Consider the following 14653-nt stretch of genomic DNA (forward strand, 5'->3'; position numbering starts at 1 on the left):
AGAATTATTCTAAGCAGCGAAGCAAGCAAAGTAAAACTCGTTGGGAACTTTGTAGCCTAATGCCTCGTGGGGCCGTATGTTGTTGTAATCATCTACGTATTGGTTAATCAGACGTCGAAGCTCTCTTGGGGTGCGATATTCGTTCGGATAGAGCTGCTCCGTTTTGAGGCTACGGAACCAACGTTCAATCATGATGTTGTCAGCCCAGCGGCTCCTGCCGTCCATACTTTGACGGATATTGAGGTTACGAAACAGATTCTTGTAATCATCACTGGTAAACTGGCTGCCTTGATCTGAATTGATAATGGCTGGAACGCCGCATGCCTTAACGGTTTCCGTCACGGCATGAATAACAGATTCTGCTTCCAGACTTGTAATATAGGCCGGAACGGTTCAGTCCCAGTAATTCGCACTGACGACGTATGGAAAGGCCGTTATCCTTTCTGATCATATTCCGGGATTCTTGGGATGGCTTCCCCAGCTTGGCGAAAGCAGTCCTGAAGAAAGTCGCGCTCAAGCGTAAGCTGACCGATGTTCCTTAGCATCTGGTCATTCTTTTTCTTCAGATCGTCCTCCTTCCTCTGAACGGCCTTACGCTCAGAATCTGCACCAAAGGCAAGATGGGCATTTTGCAGGAATTCTTGCTTCCATTTTCTGACCATGTTTGGGTTCAGGCCGTTTTCAGAACAGATGATATTGAATTCCTTGTCGCCTTGAAGAATTGACAGAACAATCTTGGTCTTAAATTCAGAAGTGTACTTTTTTCTTGGCATGATAGCATCCTCCAATTTTCGTTACCTAATACTATATCATGCACTCTTAAAATTTTCAGTACTGGTCTGAATTCACAGGCCCATTATAGATAGAGCCTCCTATCTGTTATTATGATACGGATTATTGCCACGAAATCAATATACTTCATCAAACAAAAGATTTGCTGGATGGAAGAATCCGAGACTCGATAATGAAGCCGAGAAATATATGCAGGTATATTGGTTTCCAGCAGAAGCAGGAAAATGGTTCATGTACGCTTGGAGGAACTATCTACTACAACGGTTGCGGTGTGGAGTGCAAGATACACATCCGTTTGCTTTTGTCTCATTAGATTCGAGATATTTTGGTGAAATGATGCCTGCAAGAACGCAGACAGAATCGCATACGAAAGCCTGTCAAAAAATTGGTTTGGAAGTCTCAAAATTTAACGGAACGACCAATCATGAATACCACAAAATTTTTGAATAGATATTGTCCTACAAAAGCAGGTGAATTATGGTAGTTTGTCGAAATATATAGCAAATCATTTGTGGTTTTGAAATATCATGCAGCAAAGTATGTAGCTAATGCTTTAATGCCCTTCATTGTCATCCCCCTTATACTCATAGACATGAAGCGGTAGGCTGAACCATTGACGTTCTTGCTACGGGTAGAAATCCCAAAGACCAATGTAGCGTCGCTTCAATAATACAAGAGCGTGATTTTGTCCCTTGAACAGAAAAATATGAAAAAATTCATAGATGTTACTTTATTCCAAAAGATACGTTTAGGAGAAATGCTATGAAACAGCTTATCATTTTACTTTTATCTATTGTGATTATTTCAAATGGTTTTTGCTCTGCTGAGGTAAAGGTTTTTTCTGGTTCAGCAAAATCCGAAGTAATGCTCAATGAAACTCTGGATGATACAAAAGAACGTTTACTTCATCAAGCACTTCGCTCAATCGCTGAATCAGCTGGAGTCTATGTCGAATCATATACTAAAGTCGAAAATCAAGTACTGAAGAGCGATATCACAACAGTTATAAGTAGTGCCGTGGTTAAAGTAAATTGTGTTGAATACTCTCCTGTTTTGTATAATGATGTGGGGCAAAGAGAACTCTCTGTCAATGTTACTGCTACTGTTGATACAGATAATGTTTTAAAAATGTCTCAGAAATTACAAGTCTACGAAAACGAATTAATTCTTGCGAATGAAAAAATTAAAAAACTCCGAGATAAACTAGGTGATGATTCTAGGTTTGTATTAAATGACCCTGTTCCCAATATAATCATTACGCATAACGCACTTTGGGGTGAGGTTGATATAAACCAATTGCTTCACAAAACCCATATTATTCCTAAGATAAATATTCCTATATATAAGGAACCATACGAAAACTCAAAAATAGTAAGCACGGAAAGTGCAGGTCAATACTTAAATGTTATTGCAACAGAAATGCATAGTTTTCCTAAAAAGGGGAAAACAAAAATAATAAATAATCCATTTGAAGATTTTATACACATACGGGGAACATATTCATCAATAAATGCTGGTAGAATCTTGCCTAGCGTTGGAGATTATATATACCTACTTCGATATAGTGGTGAAGGCGTATATCAAGCATTGTATCGAGATAATATCATAAGCGTCCCATACAACGGCATAAAAAATATTTCTGACAAGTACGATATGGATGGTATTCATAGAGGTTTCTATGCTGTTTTTGAAGGTACAGAAAATAGCCTCTTCTGCGAGGAATGGATATGTGTAAAAAACATTCAAGGATTAGAAGGCTGGGTTTTATTAAAGGAAAAAAATGACTGGCAACTTCCTTTATCTCGAAATCAAGGTCAGGGAATATTTCACTACAATCATTTTTAATTACTGGTCCCAGCTTTTATTTTTTAGAAAATCTCTGTGAGCTTGGTTGGTTATATCAAAAATTTTATTTAAATGATATTGACTGAACATAACTAAAGACGCTATGACGAAAATCATACTTCGTCATAGCGTCTTTCAATTTGATTATATATAATCAAACTGTATCCCTAGTAAAATCGAGCCTTTGCAGTGATATATTATATCATTTACCCTAGATTATTTCAGGAACTGACTTTTTTTGTTTTGTTGGTAAAAATTCATACAGCGAATTAAATCATGAGGAGATTTTCCCGCCGAGAACGCAAGCCTTCTTCTCCGAAATGTCGAAAGATAGTTTCCAGAGTATCGAGCATCTTTTGCTTGTCATTCGGCAATTGCCCATAGATAGGCGTGATGATGGAAGCATTGGTCGCATCTATGGTCGTTTCTATCGTCAATTTACGCAAAAACGTCTGAAGTTCTTCAATTCGTTCGGCTTCCGTGGCTTCAACAAAAGTACCGTTTTTCACGTCTTCCATGAGCGGGGTATCGGGAAAAAGAGTAAGCCCTGCCGCCATAACCCGAAACGGCGTGAGCTGGTTGATAACTTTTGCTGTTTTTTCCGCATGGGAAAGACCGTAGCCGTGACCGCCAAGACCACTCAGGAAAATAACGGCATAATCCATGCCTGCCTCCGTCAGTTTTCCCAGCTGTTCCACGATATCCTTTGCTTCATAACCTTTGTTCATGCGTTTTAACACAGCATCATCGCCGGATTCAATGCCAAATACGAGACGGTCATACCCCATCCGGTGAAGTTCTTTGATTTGCTCAACCGACTTGTTCTTTACGCTGTCCACACGACCATAGCCTCCGATGGACTGGACAAAAGGCAGGTATTCGTGGATAAGCTCGGCAACGTTTTTCAACTTATCGAAAGTCAGCAGGAAGGGGTCGGCGCCCTGCAGCCAGATGCGTGGGAAAGATACGCCATACTCCTTGAGTTCCTGCAAATCCTCTTTGACCTCATCCAATGGCGATACGCCAAAGGGCGCATCCTTGTAGTAGGTGCAGAACCGGCAGGCATTATGGGAACAACCGGACGTTATTTGCAGGAAAACACTGTTTGCCTCATAAGGCGGACGTACAACGGTACTGGCAAAATGCATGATACAACACTCCTTAATAAATCTATATATCGCTTTTTTTAGATATAATTATTTCTTAGAAAAGGGCAGTTGATTCTGCCCTTTTACAGATTGCTCTTGACATACTCGCCAAATTCACGGATTGTTTCTTCATTGCGTTGGTAGTATGTCCACTTGCCTATGCGCTCGGCTTTCAATAGCCCAGCACGCTGAAGAATGTCAAGATAATGGGACACCGTGGACTGGGAAATCCCCGCTTTCTCCTGAATGCTGCCGACACAAACGCCTCCTGTCCATGTGCTGCCATCCGGTAGATGCAGTCCTTGCGGTGGGAAATGTTTTTCCGGCTCTTTCAACCATTCCATGATATTCAAACGTATTTCGTTCGCCAAGGCTTTGTAAATTTCTAATGTGTTCATGCTCATATTATATCTTGTTTTCGCGATATGTCAATGATTTTTTATGCGAGTGCGAAGAAGGCAAGAAAACCGGCAGGGCGAGAAGCGGGCTGATCTCCGTGTGTACTGCGTGCATATACATACCAATGGTGACGCAGGAAAGTCCCACCGGAATGACAATAACACCGCAAGAATACCAACACTCAAAAGCGACATAAAGCTAATCCTTTTGTATGCACTCCACGAACTTATCAAGCGCCGGATTGGTATTTTTTTCCTGCCAGATAGCAGCCACTTCGGCGGGGAGCGCGCTGTCCTCCAACGGAATAAACAGCAGATTGATTCCTGCCGGAGCGCATGGCAGGAAATACTCGGGAACGATGGTGATTCCCTTGCCCAACGCTACAAACAGCAAAATACTTTCTATGGCCTGATGCTGGAAGTTTATATTCGGAATGAGGCCGACATCCGCAAAATCAGCCAGGATGGCCTGTGTGGGGTCATATTCGCTGAGAGCATTTTGCCGATAGGAAATGAATATCTCATCTGCCAGCTGCTCCCTTTTCAGGGAATGGAACTCTGCAAAAGGATGCTGGGGCGGTACTGCTACATACAGCGGATAACGGGCAAGCACCATTTCTTTCAGCCCGGACTTCTTTTTGCCGGGCAGGGGCAGATTGAAAATAATATCATACTTTCCTTCCATCACCCCATCATATAAGGCTGCCACTTCATCCCGTTCGATAAGGATTTCAATGTTTGGGTATTCGTACTGAAAATCCTGCAAAACTCTCGGAAAGACGGTACGCTCAAAGCCCCATTGATAGCCCACATGGATTTCTCCGGCGAATCCCTCGGCGGCATCCTTGGTATGCTGGACAGCCTCCTCGATTCTCGTGATGATGCTTTTGGCTTCCTTGACAAAGACTTTTCCTGCCGGGGTGAGAATAACCTTACGATTATCCCGCTGAAAAAGCTGCACGCCCAGTTTTTCCTCTAAGGCTTTGATTTGATTGGAAACCGCTGTCTGAGAGATGTAGTATTTTTCCGCCGTCTTGGTAAAACTCAATGTATCGGCCAAGACAAGGAAATATCGTAGCTGCTGAATGTTCATAGTCAGAAATTATCCTTGTTCTCGGCGTAAACTTCCGGCAGGATTGCAGCCAGATTGGTAAATTCTTTGATATTATGGGCAAACAAGCCTTTGGACACTTCCACGGGAACTTTCGCACCCTCGGGCAGAGTGCAGCGAATTTCTCCATCCACCATGCCATAGCCAATCCAAAAACGGGAACACAGCATCACACCGTCCTGATAAGGATACCATTTATGCACCATAGCTGCAGCGCAGGAGCCGTCACCGATACCACATACCAGCGAAGCACAGTAATCCTTGCCAATCAGGGACGTGTCAAAGCCAAAATCAGCAGGGCTTTTGAAGCAAATCTTCAAAAAGCCGGGGCCACCACCCACATCCTCCAAAATATAATGATTAACTCCCCATGTCTTTTCGTTGACCGGCACATTGGGGTCACAAACATAATCCGCTTTATCGGCGCGAGCAAAATAATGGTCTTCTGGATCCCAAATCTTATAGCGCAAATCCGAGCCTACGCTGTGCCACGGGAACCACCAGTCCAGCATTTCCGGTGTGACACCTGGCATATAGGTTTCGTTGCAGACAAAGCCAGTGCCGTTTGCCGCCGTGCCGTAGCCAACCTGAGCATAGTCCTTGTCTTTCCCTGCCAAATAGAGGTTTTTCTCTTCAAAAGGCACAGCGGACTTTTCCTGCGGCGCATCCAGAAGAGCGATTTTCTCCGCCGGGATGTTCGCCATATCCCGCTCAAAGAATTTGTAATAAGAAAGTGCCTTCTCCTCTTTGCTCACGCCGACTTTTTTGCCTAAAAACAGTTTCATGATGATTTCCTCCCTGCAAAATTTATATCATTAGAAGTATACCTTTCCGTAAAATGCAGCATGCACTGCTGCACCGCATTAAGAAAAGCTCCAACATACCAAACGCCGACTGCCATTGCCACGGCTATCTGTATGGCATAGCTGCCTTGCAAACTTTGTTCAAGGGGCGAAAGCACCGTAAGGGTAATTGCCCAGCCGCAAAGCCATGACGGACAATGTATCATCTCTGAACCCATAGCCGCTATGATGACCGCCGCTCCGCCCAGCAAAAATAACGTCATGAAGGTGGTGATATCTGCGTTCCAAGAGGAATTTTGCATAGCATTCACTGCCAGCCACCCCCAAAGATCCCCCAGCAAGAATCCAATGGTTATCTTGAGGGCATCCATCAGCTTGTTGCCATTGGTGACATACAATCCGGCGCAAATCAGGGCAACCGCCCCCACATCGACGCTGAGATAAGGTGCCAAGACCGCCCATATTGGCGGAAGAATGGCGATACAAAGGGCAAGGCTCCATGTTTCTGCCGAGAATTTTTTCATAACCGCATTTCCTCCTTCTTGCTTTGTTGATTTCATTATACAGAAGGAGGACTCGGAAGGGAAATATCTATTTCGTGGGTTGCTATAATCAAATGGTTATGATAGGGGAATTTGATGTAAAGCCACAGTCATGTACCGTAACTCTTCTCAAGTATGTATCCCCATCCCATCCCGGAACATAACATAGAAACTCAAACAGGCATCAGCCCTGTCTGCATAAGAATACCGAAAATATCAGGACAGCCAGTATCCGAAACGAACTGGCTGTTTTTTATTTGGTAAAAGTTCATGCAGCGAACCTTGAACTTCTTGCCCGTAGCCGCCTGTCCCATAAAATCACCATCATGCGTTCCCGTACAGGTCCAGCATACGGCGATTTTCCCCGGTTCTGTCACGCAGTCCTCCAAATGCCATGTTACATCGGAAAACGCCGACCGCATCATGTGCACAATCGTCAGATATCCCTTTGGCCCCACCAACGGCTCCGACTGCGTCGGTGCGTAAAAGATGGCATTTGGAGCAATCAGTTTTTCCGCCAAAGCTTCATCCGCTGTATTAATCATCGTTTCAAACGCAACCAGTAATTGTTTTTCCTCGCTGTTGTTCATGGTCAATGCTCCTTTTTCAATCATCGTCTGTTATACGCTACTTTCTTGCTGCCTGGCAACTTTGACCGGTCAGCCTGCAAAAAACTTTCCATAGCCGTCCAGGTCACAGGGAAATTGTCAATGAACGCCGAATGCCAGGCCTTGGGGACAATGCAGAGTCTGGCATTCGGGATATACTGCTCGGCCTCCACCATCGTAACCAGGGGCGCATGGTCATCTTCATCCCCAGCAATAAGCAGTACCGGGCACTTTATGGTCTTGAGGAAGTCTTCACCCACTTCCATCTGGCTCCAGAACTTCATATAGTTCGTGCAAAATTCCTGAAAGCGTTCCGGCTCCGGCATGATTTTTTTCTGCTGCTCGATAAACTGCGCATCAATTTTAGTTAAATCTTCGACCTTCATTTCCCCGCTGAAAAAGCCTTTTTTCAGCGTACCGGCACCGATAGCGATTACCCTGTCCACGCGCTCGGGATACATGGATGCTACCTTGTAAGCCGTGTAAGCGCCATCGCTAAAGCCTAGCAGGATTGCCGGTTCATTTGTAACGGCTTTCATCACCGCCAGCATATCCTGTGCCTTTTGCTCATAAGTCAACGGTGAGTGACCGATTTCCGAACGACCATGACCGCGGGTAGATACCGTAATCACCTGATAGTTCTGACGCAGTTTGTCAATTAGTTGCCCCATTTCATAAGGCGTGCCTACTCCACCGCCATGAAAGACAAAAACAGGCTTGCCCTCGCCATAGACTTCATAATAAATCTTTGCATCGCCGGCCTGTACATAATGGCCGGCTTTTTCATTGTTGCCGTAAGGCGTAGTGCTTTCATAATTTCCCGGCTGCTGCATAAAATAATGCAAAGGTGCTGCTGCATTTACTGTACCGCCAGTCGTACCAAACAACATCGTCATGCCCAGCACCAGTGCCGTCAGACATTGGGCTCCCTTTTTCCTTCTCATGCCTTGCCCTCCAATTTCCAAACGTCAATACCAGTAACAGGGTCAAACTGCTGACCGATAAAACCATCTTCCACTACGTCCAAAACGATTTCGCCTGTATAACTTATCCAGGCACTATGCAAATGACCGCCTAAATAAGCAAGCTCATCTCTGTCCGGCAACAGATAAGAAAACATACCATGCGCATGTTCCTTTAACCGCCCGTTGACATCAGTCACCACATTCCCCTGCAGGGAAATCATCTCTAACATACCATTACGCTCGTGCTGCAAAAAATCCTGCTTTTCAGGGATAAACGTTGCGACCACTACTTTATCGCAGGCACCAATTCCCTGAAACATTCCCGATTTTATATCCAATTCGCAGCAGACTCTGCGAATACAGCTGAGGATTTCATCCCCTTTGTCCATACGAATGTAAACGCGGGAACCCATCTTCTTATAGTCCATAACCACACACCTTACTTAATCGTCCAGTTTCACCTTATCATAAACATACTGTCCGTTTCGCAGACCGCCGTCATAATCGATGGCACCTGCCGGACAACGATGGAAACAGCCCAGGCACAATGTGCATTTTTCCTTCACCCATACCGGTCTGCCCTCCTGCATCTCAATAGCGTTCAACGGACATTGACGGGCACAGAGTCCGCAGCCCATGCATTTATCAGCAACAAGCTTAAACCGTTTGGTCTTGCGGATACGATTGTAATTCGCCTTGGCTGCCGCCGCCCCCAATGCAGACATCTGATTGGGCAGGGTATGGCCTTTTTCCTTGCGCAGTACCTGCTGAACAATCAGCCGTGTTTCCGCTTCGCCGTTTTCTTCCGCGCGCCGATTGCGGCTAACATCCTTTAGATAAAACATCGGACTCCAGTTATCCACGAATCTTGCCGCATATAAGCTGTCAAAATGAACACCCACCTTGGCAAATTCTTTCTGTGCCGTAGACAGGATATTGCCATAGTCACAACCATATGTCGCCACAAAATAGCAATAATGCTCGCTGCCTGCAAATGCAAAGCGGACTTTTTCCAGATAATCGAGCAGGATAGAGGGCAAACCTTCCCAATAGGTCGGCATAACAATGCCCAGACTTTCTCCCTCTATTACGTTAATCTCATATTTGTTGTTGCGCACCAAATCTTTAAGGGGAAGCATTGCTTCCCCCGTAGCTTTGGCCAGTTCCTGCGCGAATAATTCACTGATTTTAGCCGTAAAGGCATCACAATCCGCATTGTTTATCTCGCCCATAAGCGCAGCCGAAACATACGCCCCCTTGGCCAGTTTTTCACCGGCCATCCATAGGTCTGCTTCCGGCTCCACATTGACCATCACATATTCTACAGGCTTATGGAAAATATTCACCACGGCTTGCGTTATATCTTTGTGCAATCTCACATTCTGTTCTTCACGAAGTGATACGGTAAGTTTTACCTGAATCATCGGCATGATTATCGCCTCCATCTTTTTTCACAAACTTACAAATGATCCCGACGAAAAGTCTTGCTGAAAACCTCATCATCTATCGTATCAATACTATGCTGTAACGTAGCCAGCATTTCATCCTTATGGTTTCCCAGTAAACCAGCAATTCTAGTAGAATCCAGCGAATGCGCTGCCCAGAGGTAAGTCTCGGGGATATCCAAAAGTTCAATAAACCGTTTTTCCGCAGTCAATACTTCGGACTCCGGCGCCACCTCAAAACGCCCCTCTTTCACCGCTTTTTCCAACTCCGTCCCAGGGAATATGGACATAGTGGTCAAAATTACCATATCTGGCTTAATCGCATTCTCCAGTCTAGCCGTAGCTTCTGCCTCCATCGGCGGACGATAAATTGTACCATTATATTCCAGCATCGAATTCCCCCTACATCATAAGCTGTTTACCCGGCTGCGGTACCTTTGCAATACTTCTTCACCGTTATCATCCAGCAAACGCTGCAACTGGGCAATCAGCGCCTCTTTATCTTCCGGCAGACGGCCATTCAGGCGAATCGGCATGGTCACATGTTCTGCCCGGAAAATCGTGGGAATATCGAGACAGCGGATAAATTCCTGCATTTCGGCAATGCGTTCCGTTTCCGTTGCTTCGGCAAACTTGCCCATAGCTACATCACAGGACAGAGGCGTATCCGGGAACAACGTCAGTTCGGAGGCATACACCATAGCCGGCTTCAGTTGATTGTACATTTTCGCTGTTTCCCATGCATGAGACAGTCCCCAGTCATGTCCGCCCAGGCCGCCTAAAAAGTTGGCAATCCACGGCATGCCGGCCTCGTCCATCTTTTTGCACTGCTCGATGACCAAATCTGCATGATAGCCCTTATTCATGCGGTCAAGCAGCTTATCATCGCCGCTTTCCACGCCGAAGTAGAAATAGCTGTAACCTTTTTCTGCCAGCTGTCTTACCTGCTGTACCGTCTTATTTTTCAGATTATCCACACGGGCATAACCGCCGATGGATTTCACCTGCGGCAGATAACAGTAAATCATATCAGCAATTTGCAGCAAATCCTCCGTCTTGCGGATGAAAGGGTCAGCCCCCTGCAGATAAACGCGGTCAAAATTCCAGCCGGACTGAACCAGTTCCTTGATGTCTTCCTCGATTTCCTCCATCGGCGACAGCATAAAGGGGCTGTCCTTGTAAAAGGTGCAGAATTCACAGGTTGCATGACTGCAGCCGGAAGTTATCTGCAGGAAACCATCAGCGGCTTCATAAGGCGGGCGATTAATACCACTCGAAAAATGCATACTTATTAAACACTCCTAAAAATCAACACACCAATTATCGTTCATGATAAAACTCAATAATCTCGCCGGCCTTGCCCTGTACAAAGGCAATCCGCAACGGATAGGGAATTTCACAGGGAACCACGATATCTGCCGGTTGCATCACCACAGGCAGCCCCTCAGCGATGCAGGCTGCCACACATTCATCGACATTGTCCGTATAAAGAGCAATATGGTCAACCTGTCCCGGTCTGCGCCCCGGTTCGGCATTGGCAAACAATTCGATTACGCCACTCCCCGTATCCAGCATAGCTCCGGCCTCATCACCTTCGCCCCAGCTGCGCAGGCGCTTCATGCCCAGCACATTGCAATAAAATTCAATAACACGATCCATCTCAGCTTTGCCGCAACAACGCAAAGCGGCATGATGTAATCCTTTGATCAGGCTCATTACCCACACTCCTCATATAAACACACATCTAAATCATTCAATAACGACATTCCGGCACTTCTTCCGCGGTTTTCCCTGCGGATAAGGACCATCACAATAGCCCAATGTCACAAAGGCTTTGGCCTCCATATTATCCGGCACGCCCCACTCCTGCATGAATCGTCTACCTTCTGGCAGAGCAAAGGTTTCCTCTGCCCGAGAGATAATGCAGGAATCAACGCCCAGCTCATGCGCAGCCAATATCATATTTTCCGCCATGCAAAAAGCATCCGCCACATTGTAGAGAAAATCCTTCTGACCAAAAATCACACAAACCGTGGGGGCATCATAAAAACCATTTTTGATTTTTGGGTCATCAATTACCGAAGGCTGTTCAGCCGATACATGCGCTCCCAATAGCTGACTGCGGTCAAAGGTGGAAAAGTTCAGCCGTCCCAGTTTTTCGGTAAGGCAAGCATTATGGAGCGTTACAATCATACTGCGCTGTCCGCCGCCGGCATTTGGTGCGTAAAGCCCAGCCTCCACAATCTTGTCCACAATATCACGCGGCACTTGTTTCGCCTGATATTTACGGATGGAACGACGTTTTTTCATCAATTCTAAAATATCCATGCCTATCTCCTTACAAAGTCAGCAAGCCTTCTATTTGTTCTGCCCAACACTGCGGGTCAGCGGCGTAAAAATCACCGCCGCTCGTACTGCTGGCAACAGCAGGACAGCCACGGCACCAGGCCAGCAATTTGCAATGCGTACACTTTTTGAATTTATCATAATCGCGATAAGCTTCCATCCTGCCGGTCCATAACTGCGCCAATCTATCGGTAAACACATTTCCCACCCGGCTGTTTTGCACCCGCCGGCAGGCATAAACTTCGCCTGTGGGCAAAATAGTCAAATGGCCATTACCGCAGTTGCAGCCACCATATATCATATCGGGTTCAGCGTCCTCAGGAATCTGGAACCTGCCCATTTCATAATCGTAAAGTGTCCACAGGTGGTCTTTGCGATTAAAATAGGTTTCACAACCAGCTGCTTCATATTGCTGGAAAATTTTATCGCAATCTTCCAATAATTTATGGTAACGCTCCGGAGAAATGCTGTTTTCCCGCTCCTCACTGGTCGGACAATAGCGGGCAAAAGCATAAACCTTAGCTCCTGCTGCCACCACGGCATCAATGATGGCCGGAACTTCATCTATATTCTTCCCGGAAACCGTGGTCATGATGATGGAGCGGATACCCGCTTTATTCAACATGGTCACCTTTTCCAGCGTAGTTTTGTAGGAACCAGGCTTGCGGAACCAGTCATGGGTTTTCTCTATCCCGTCAATCGACAACTGATAACGTACACAACCGTAGTCATGCAACCTCTGGCATACTTCATCGGTCAGATGGAATGGATTGCCCATAATCGTAAAGGGAATCTGCTCCGCCTTGAACATTTCCATAAGTGTCCAAAATTCCGGATGCAGGATTGGATCGCCGCCGGTCAGATAGAAGTATGGCTGACGGCCAAATTTTTCGCAAAAGTCCCGGCAGTTTTTAAGCACTGCCTCCATCTGTTTTCTTGTCATGCGGTCAGGACATTTGCCGGTATTTTCCGCAAAGATATAACAATGCTTACACCTCTGGTCACATTCATCGGTGATATGCCATTGAAAGGAAAAATACGGTTTCATTTGACCATCCTCCATACCTCATCAAAAATGCTTACTTGTCACCTGCACCACAGGCAGAACCACAAGCAGTGGGCAGCACCTTGTCGCCAGAGCCACAAGCCGAGCCACAGGCAGCGGAAACTACTTTGTCCCCGGAGCCGCAAGCCGAACCGCAGGCAGAGTTTGTTAAAACACCTGTTGCTTTCTGATTCCATGCTGCTAAATTCGTAAGTGCCATAATACATCTTCCTTTCCAAAATTGATTGGGAATTTTTGCTTACAGGCATATCTTAACAGGAATAAATCCCCTTGTGAAATGCTATTATTGCATTATTTATGCACAAAGCGTATCAATATGTGCTATCATAATATTATCGCTATCCTGATGAATTCGTGATGAGGTGTATAGGATGAATACCCAGCAGCTTGAATGTTTTACTACCCTAGCAAAGACGTTAAACTACGCCAAAACCGCGGAACAGCTATCCCTGTCCCAGCCTGCCATATCCCGGCAGATTCAAAGTCTGGAAACAGAACTGGGGGCCAAACTTTTTAACCGTACCACCCGTTCCGTCTCCCTGACTCAGGTGGGATTCCAGTTCCTGCCTGATGCCCAGCAGATGCTCGGACTCTACTACCATTCTTTGGAATGGATTTCCACCTTCCATAAGCACAAACGCACAGTGCTCCGCATTGGCTACGCTGACTCCCATGCCAACTGGTTTATCAGCAAGATTCTTTCCTGTGTACTGGCCGATAACGAGAATATTGTGCCAGAGCTTACCCTTGACCAGACCGATGCCAATCTGCACCGACTTACCACCAGTCAGCTGGATTTGGTGTTGGGCATCAAGGATGCCAAATTTACTGCCGAGGACATTACCTTCCAGAAACTCCATGACGATGCCTTTGTCTGTGTCATGCGGAAAAATCATCCTTTGGCTTTGGCATGCAAAAAGAGACGCCGAAAAAGCGTCTCCTCTAAAGATATGTGGCCCTACCGCCAGATTATTGATATTCCTCCCTATCTTTTGAAGCATGTATTCTCCCGTGGTCATCATATCGTCCCCATCAATGATGAGCTAGACAACATCCTCTGTGCCACCACCAGTGAAGCCTATAACCTGGCTTTGGCCGGAGCAGGCTTTGCTCTTATTCCCCAGCATTTGACGCTGCCCCATAAGGAACTGATTTTTCTTCCCTGGGAGGAATCTCCTCATGCACCTATGGGTATTTACTACCGCCAGCAGGGCGGCATGGATAAGAATTCGGCAATTTACAAGTTCATTACCCTGGCCAGGGAATGCACCAAGGAAGCCATGCCCTGCCATAAGCAGTGAACGAGTTTGCACAGCCAGTGAACTATTTTTTCTAGGCTTATCTTTTGCTCCTGAACATCCTTATTTTTCTCCGGTAAATTGCAAGTTGAAATTGAACAAAAATATAATCAAGAAACATTATCAATAGAATAGACTTCATCGGAGGGTGTGAATAAAAGTCTGTAAAAGGTCTTCTATGATTTCAGCATGGATGTATTTTACGGTTGTAATCTATCAGGGTACATAATGGTCAGTTCGCCCCTTACTTTGCCCCAGTTTCGGATGGGCATGGACCATTTCTTGG

19 protein-coding genes are annotated in these 14653 nt (G+C 45.7%); 2 read left to right on the forward strand and 17 right to left on the reverse strand.

The features are described from left to right. Positions 1-9 precede the first annotated feature (9 nt). Positions 10-225, reverse strand: coding sequence for an integrase core domain-containing protein (locus tag BUB68_RS15850; protein ID WP_071602049.1), 216 nt, complete (start codon positions 223-225; stop codon positions 10-12). A gap of 209 nt (positions 226-434) precedes the next feature. Then, positions 435-773, reverse strand: coding sequence for a transposase (locus BUB68_RS12250; protein ID WP_073091843.1), 339 nt, complete (start codon positions 771-773; stop codon positions 435-437). A 781-nt stretch (positions 774-1554) separates the two neighbouring features. On the opposite strand from BUB68_RS12250, the gene BUB68_RS12255 reads away from it, so the two are divergent. After that, entirely contained in the window at positions 1555-2637 is a 1083-nt protein-coding gene (locus tag BUB68_RS12255) for a hypothetical protein (RefSeq protein ID WP_073091845.1), read from the forward strand. Positions 2638-2906: 269 nt separating this feature from the next. Here BUB68_RS12255 and BUB68_RS12260 read toward each other — a convergent pair whose 3' ends face one another. The 15 genes from BUB68_RS12260 to BUB68_RS12330 all read right to left on the reverse strand — a co-directional run bounded on the left by BUB68_RS12260 (position 2907) and on the right by BUB68_RS12330 (position 13268). After that, entirely contained in the window at positions 2907-3785 is an 879-nt protein-coding gene (locus BUB68_RS12260) for a radical SAM protein (protein WP_073091848.1), read from the reverse strand. An 83-nt stretch (positions 3786-3868) separates the two neighbouring features. After that, positions 3869-4183, reverse strand: a complete 315-nt coding sequence (locus BUB68_RS12265) for an ArsR/SmtB family transcription factor (RefSeq protein ID WP_026767554.1) — start codon at positions 4181-4183, stop codon at positions 3869-3871. A 199-nt stretch (positions 4184-4382) separates the two neighbouring features. Beyond that, positions 4383-5276 carry a LysR family transcriptional regulator gene (locus BUB68_RS12270; RefSeq protein ID WP_073091850.1) on the reverse strand — a complete coding sequence of 298 codons (894 nt, stop codon included), beginning with the start codon at positions 5274-5276 and terminating at the stop codon, positions 4383-4385. 2 nt (positions 5277-5278) lie between these two features. Next, a complete protein-coding gene (locus BUB68_RS12275) occupies positions 5279-6079 on the reverse strand; it encodes a DAPG hydrolase family protein (RefSeq protein WP_073091852.1) in 801 nt (266 codons plus the stop codon). Beyond that, positions 6076-6621 carry a DUF1097 domain-containing protein gene (locus BUB68_RS12280; protein ID WP_073091855.1) on the reverse strand — a complete coding sequence of 182 codons (546 nt, stop codon included), beginning with the start codon at positions 6619-6621 and terminating at the stop codon, positions 6076-6078. Before BUB68_RS12280 ends, BUB68_RS12275 begins: the two co-directional genes overlap by 4 nt. A 191-nt stretch (positions 6622-6812) precedes the next feature. Then, a complete protein-coding gene (locus BUB68_RS12285; RefSeq protein ID WP_073091857.1) occupies positions 6813-7229 on the reverse strand; it encodes an ester cyclase in 417 nt (138 codons plus the stop codon). Between the two features lie 20 nt (positions 7230-7249). Then, the gene (locus BUB68_RS12290) at positions 7250-8191 is read right to left on the reverse strand and encodes an alpha/beta fold hydrolase (protein ID WP_073091859.1); all 942 of its coding nucleotides are present in this window, start codon (positions 8189-8191) and stop codon (positions 7250-7252) included. Further along, a complete protein-coding gene (locus BUB68_RS12295) occupies positions 8188-8640 on the reverse strand; it encodes a PPC domain-containing DNA-binding protein (protein WP_073091862.1) in 453 nt (150 codons plus the stop codon). The genes BUB68_RS12290 and BUB68_RS12295 overlap by 4 nt, the downstream gene beginning before the upstream one ends. Positions 8641-8655: 15 nt before the next feature. Then, the gene (locus tag BUB68_RS12300) at positions 8656-9642 is read right to left on the reverse strand and encodes an EFR1 family ferrodoxin (protein WP_073091864.1); all 987 of its coding nucleotides are present in this window, start codon (positions 9640-9642) and stop codon (positions 8656-8658) included. A gap of 29 nt (positions 9643-9671) precedes the next feature. Continuing rightward, entirely contained in the window at positions 9672-10049 is a 378-nt protein-coding gene (locus BUB68_RS12305) for a hypothetical protein (protein WP_073091866.1), read from the reverse strand. A 15-nt stretch (positions 10050-10064) separates the two neighbouring features. Continuing rightward, a complete protein-coding gene (locus tag BUB68_RS12310; protein ID WP_073091869.1) occupies positions 10065-10943 on the reverse strand; it encodes a radical SAM protein in 879 nt (292 codons plus the stop codon). 34 nt (positions 10944-10977) lie between these two features. Continuing rightward, positions 10978-11373: a VOC family protein gene (locus BUB68_RS12315; protein ID WP_073091871.1), complete on the reverse strand. Its 396-nt coding sequence runs from the start codon at positions 11371-11373 to the stop codon at positions 10978-10980. A 33-nt stretch (positions 11374-11406) separates the two neighbouring features. Further along, the gene (locus tag BUB68_RS12320) at positions 11407-11985 is read right to left on the reverse strand and encodes a nitroreductase family protein (RefSeq protein ID WP_073091873.1); all 579 of its coding nucleotides are present in this window, start codon (positions 11983-11985) and stop codon (positions 11407-11409) included. A 10-nt stretch (positions 11986-11995) separates the two neighbouring features. After that, a complete protein-coding gene (gene acgM / locus BUB68_RS12325) occupies positions 11996-13051 on the reverse strand; it encodes a radical SAM/SPASM domain protein, ACGX system (RefSeq protein WP_073091876.1) in 1056 nt (351 codons plus the stop codon). Positions 13052-13082: 31 nt separating this feature from the next. Then, positions 13083-13268: a hypothetical protein gene (locus tag BUB68_RS12330; protein WP_073091878.1), complete on the reverse strand. Its 186-nt coding sequence runs from the start codon at positions 13266-13268 to the stop codon at positions 13083-13085. Between the two features lie 172 nt (positions 13269-13440). Here BUB68_RS12330 and BUB68_RS12335 point away from each other — a divergent pair, with 172 nt between their 5' ends. After that, on the forward strand, positions 13441-14370 hold the full coding sequence (locus tag BUB68_RS12335; protein WP_073091881.1) for a LysR family transcriptional regulator: 930 nt from the start codon (positions 13441-13443) through the stop codon (positions 14368-14370). Positions 14371-14653 lie beyond the last annotated feature (283 nt).

The sequence above is a fragment of the Pseudoselenomonas ruminantium genome (assembly GCF_900142515.1).
GTDB classification, from domain to species: Bacteria; Bacillota; Negativicutes; order Selenomonadales; family Selenomonadaceae; genus Selenomonas_A; species Selenomonas_A ruminantium_D.

What these genes read in the sequence shown, in the direction of transcription:
- BUB68_RS15850 (WP_071602049.1), bottom strand. Translation starts at nt 225, where the DNA reads ATGGACGGCAGGAGCCGCTGGGCTGACAACATCATGATTGAACGTTGG.
- BUB68_RS12250 (WP_073091843.1), bottom strand. Translation starts at nt 773, where the DNA reads ATGCCAAGAAAAAAGTACACTTCTGAATTTAAGACCAAGATTGTTCTG.
- BUB68_RS12255 (WP_073091845.1), top strand. Translation starts at nt 1,555, where the DNA reads ATGAAACAGCTTATCATTTTACTTTTATCTATTGTGATTATTTCAAAT.
- BUB68_RS12260 (WP_073091848.1), bottom strand. Translation starts at nt 3,785, where the DNA reads ATGCATTTTGCCAGTACCGTTGTACGTCCGCCTTATGAGGCAAACAGT.
- BUB68_RS12265 (WP_026767554.1), bottom strand. Translation starts at nt 4,183, where the DNA reads ATGAACACATTAGAAATTTACAAAGCCTTGGCGAACGAAATACGTTTG.
- BUB68_RS12270 (WP_073091850.1), bottom strand. Translation starts at nt 5,276, where the DNA reads ATGAACATTCAGCAGCTACGATATTTCCTTGTCTTGGCCGATACATTG.
- BUB68_RS12275 (WP_073091852.1), bottom strand. Translation starts at nt 6,079, where the DNA reads ATGAAACTGTTTTTAGGCAAAAAAGTCGGCGTGAGCAAAGAGGAGAAG.
- BUB68_RS12280 (WP_073091855.1), bottom strand. Translation starts at nt 6,621, where the DNA reads ATGAAAAAATTCTCGGCAGAAACATGGAGCCTTGCCCTTTGTATCGCC.
- BUB68_RS12285 (WP_073091857.1), bottom strand. Translation starts at nt 7,229, where the DNA reads ATGAACAACAGCGAGGAAAAACAATTACTGGTTGCGTTTGAAACGATG.
- BUB68_RS12290 (WP_073091859.1), bottom strand. Translation starts at nt 8,191, where the DNA reads ATGAGAAGGAAAAAGGGAGCCCAATGTCTGACGGCACTGGTGCTGGGC.
- BUB68_RS12295 (WP_073091862.1), bottom strand. Translation starts at nt 8,640, where the DNA reads ATGGACTATAAGAAGATGGGTTCCCGCGTTTACATTCGTATGGACAAA.
- BUB68_RS12300 (WP_073091864.1), bottom strand. Translation starts at nt 9,642, where the DNA reads ATGCCGATGATTCAGGTAAAACTTACCGTATCACTTCGTGAAGAACAG.
- BUB68_RS12305 (WP_073091866.1), bottom strand. Translation starts at nt 10,049, where the DNA reads ATGCTGGAATATAATGGTACAATTTATCGTCCGCCGATGGAGGCAGAA.
- BUB68_RS12310 (WP_073091869.1), bottom strand. Translation starts at nt 10,943, where the DNA reads ATGCATTTTTCGAGTGGTATTAATCGCCCGCCTTATGAAGCCGCTGAT.
- BUB68_RS12315 (WP_073091871.1), bottom strand. Translation starts at nt 11,373, where the DNA reads ATGAGCCTGATCAAAGGATTACATCATGCCGCTTTGCGTTGTTGCGGC.
- BUB68_RS12320 (WP_073091873.1), bottom strand. Translation starts at nt 11,985, where the DNA reads ATGGATATTTTAGAATTGATGAAAAAACGTCGTTCCATCCGTAAATAT.
- acgM (WP_073091876.1), bottom strand. Translation starts at nt 13,051, where the DNA reads ATGAAACCGTATTTTTCCTTTCAATGGCATATCACCGATGAATGTGAC.
- BUB68_RS12330 (WP_073091878.1), bottom strand. Translation starts at nt 13,268, where the DNA reads ATGGCACTTACGAATTTAGCAGCATGGAATCAGAAAGCAACAGGTGTT.
- BUB68_RS12335 (WP_073091881.1), top strand. Translation starts at nt 13,441, where the DNA reads ATGAATACCCAGCAGCTTGAATGTTTTACTACCCTAGCAAAGACGTTA.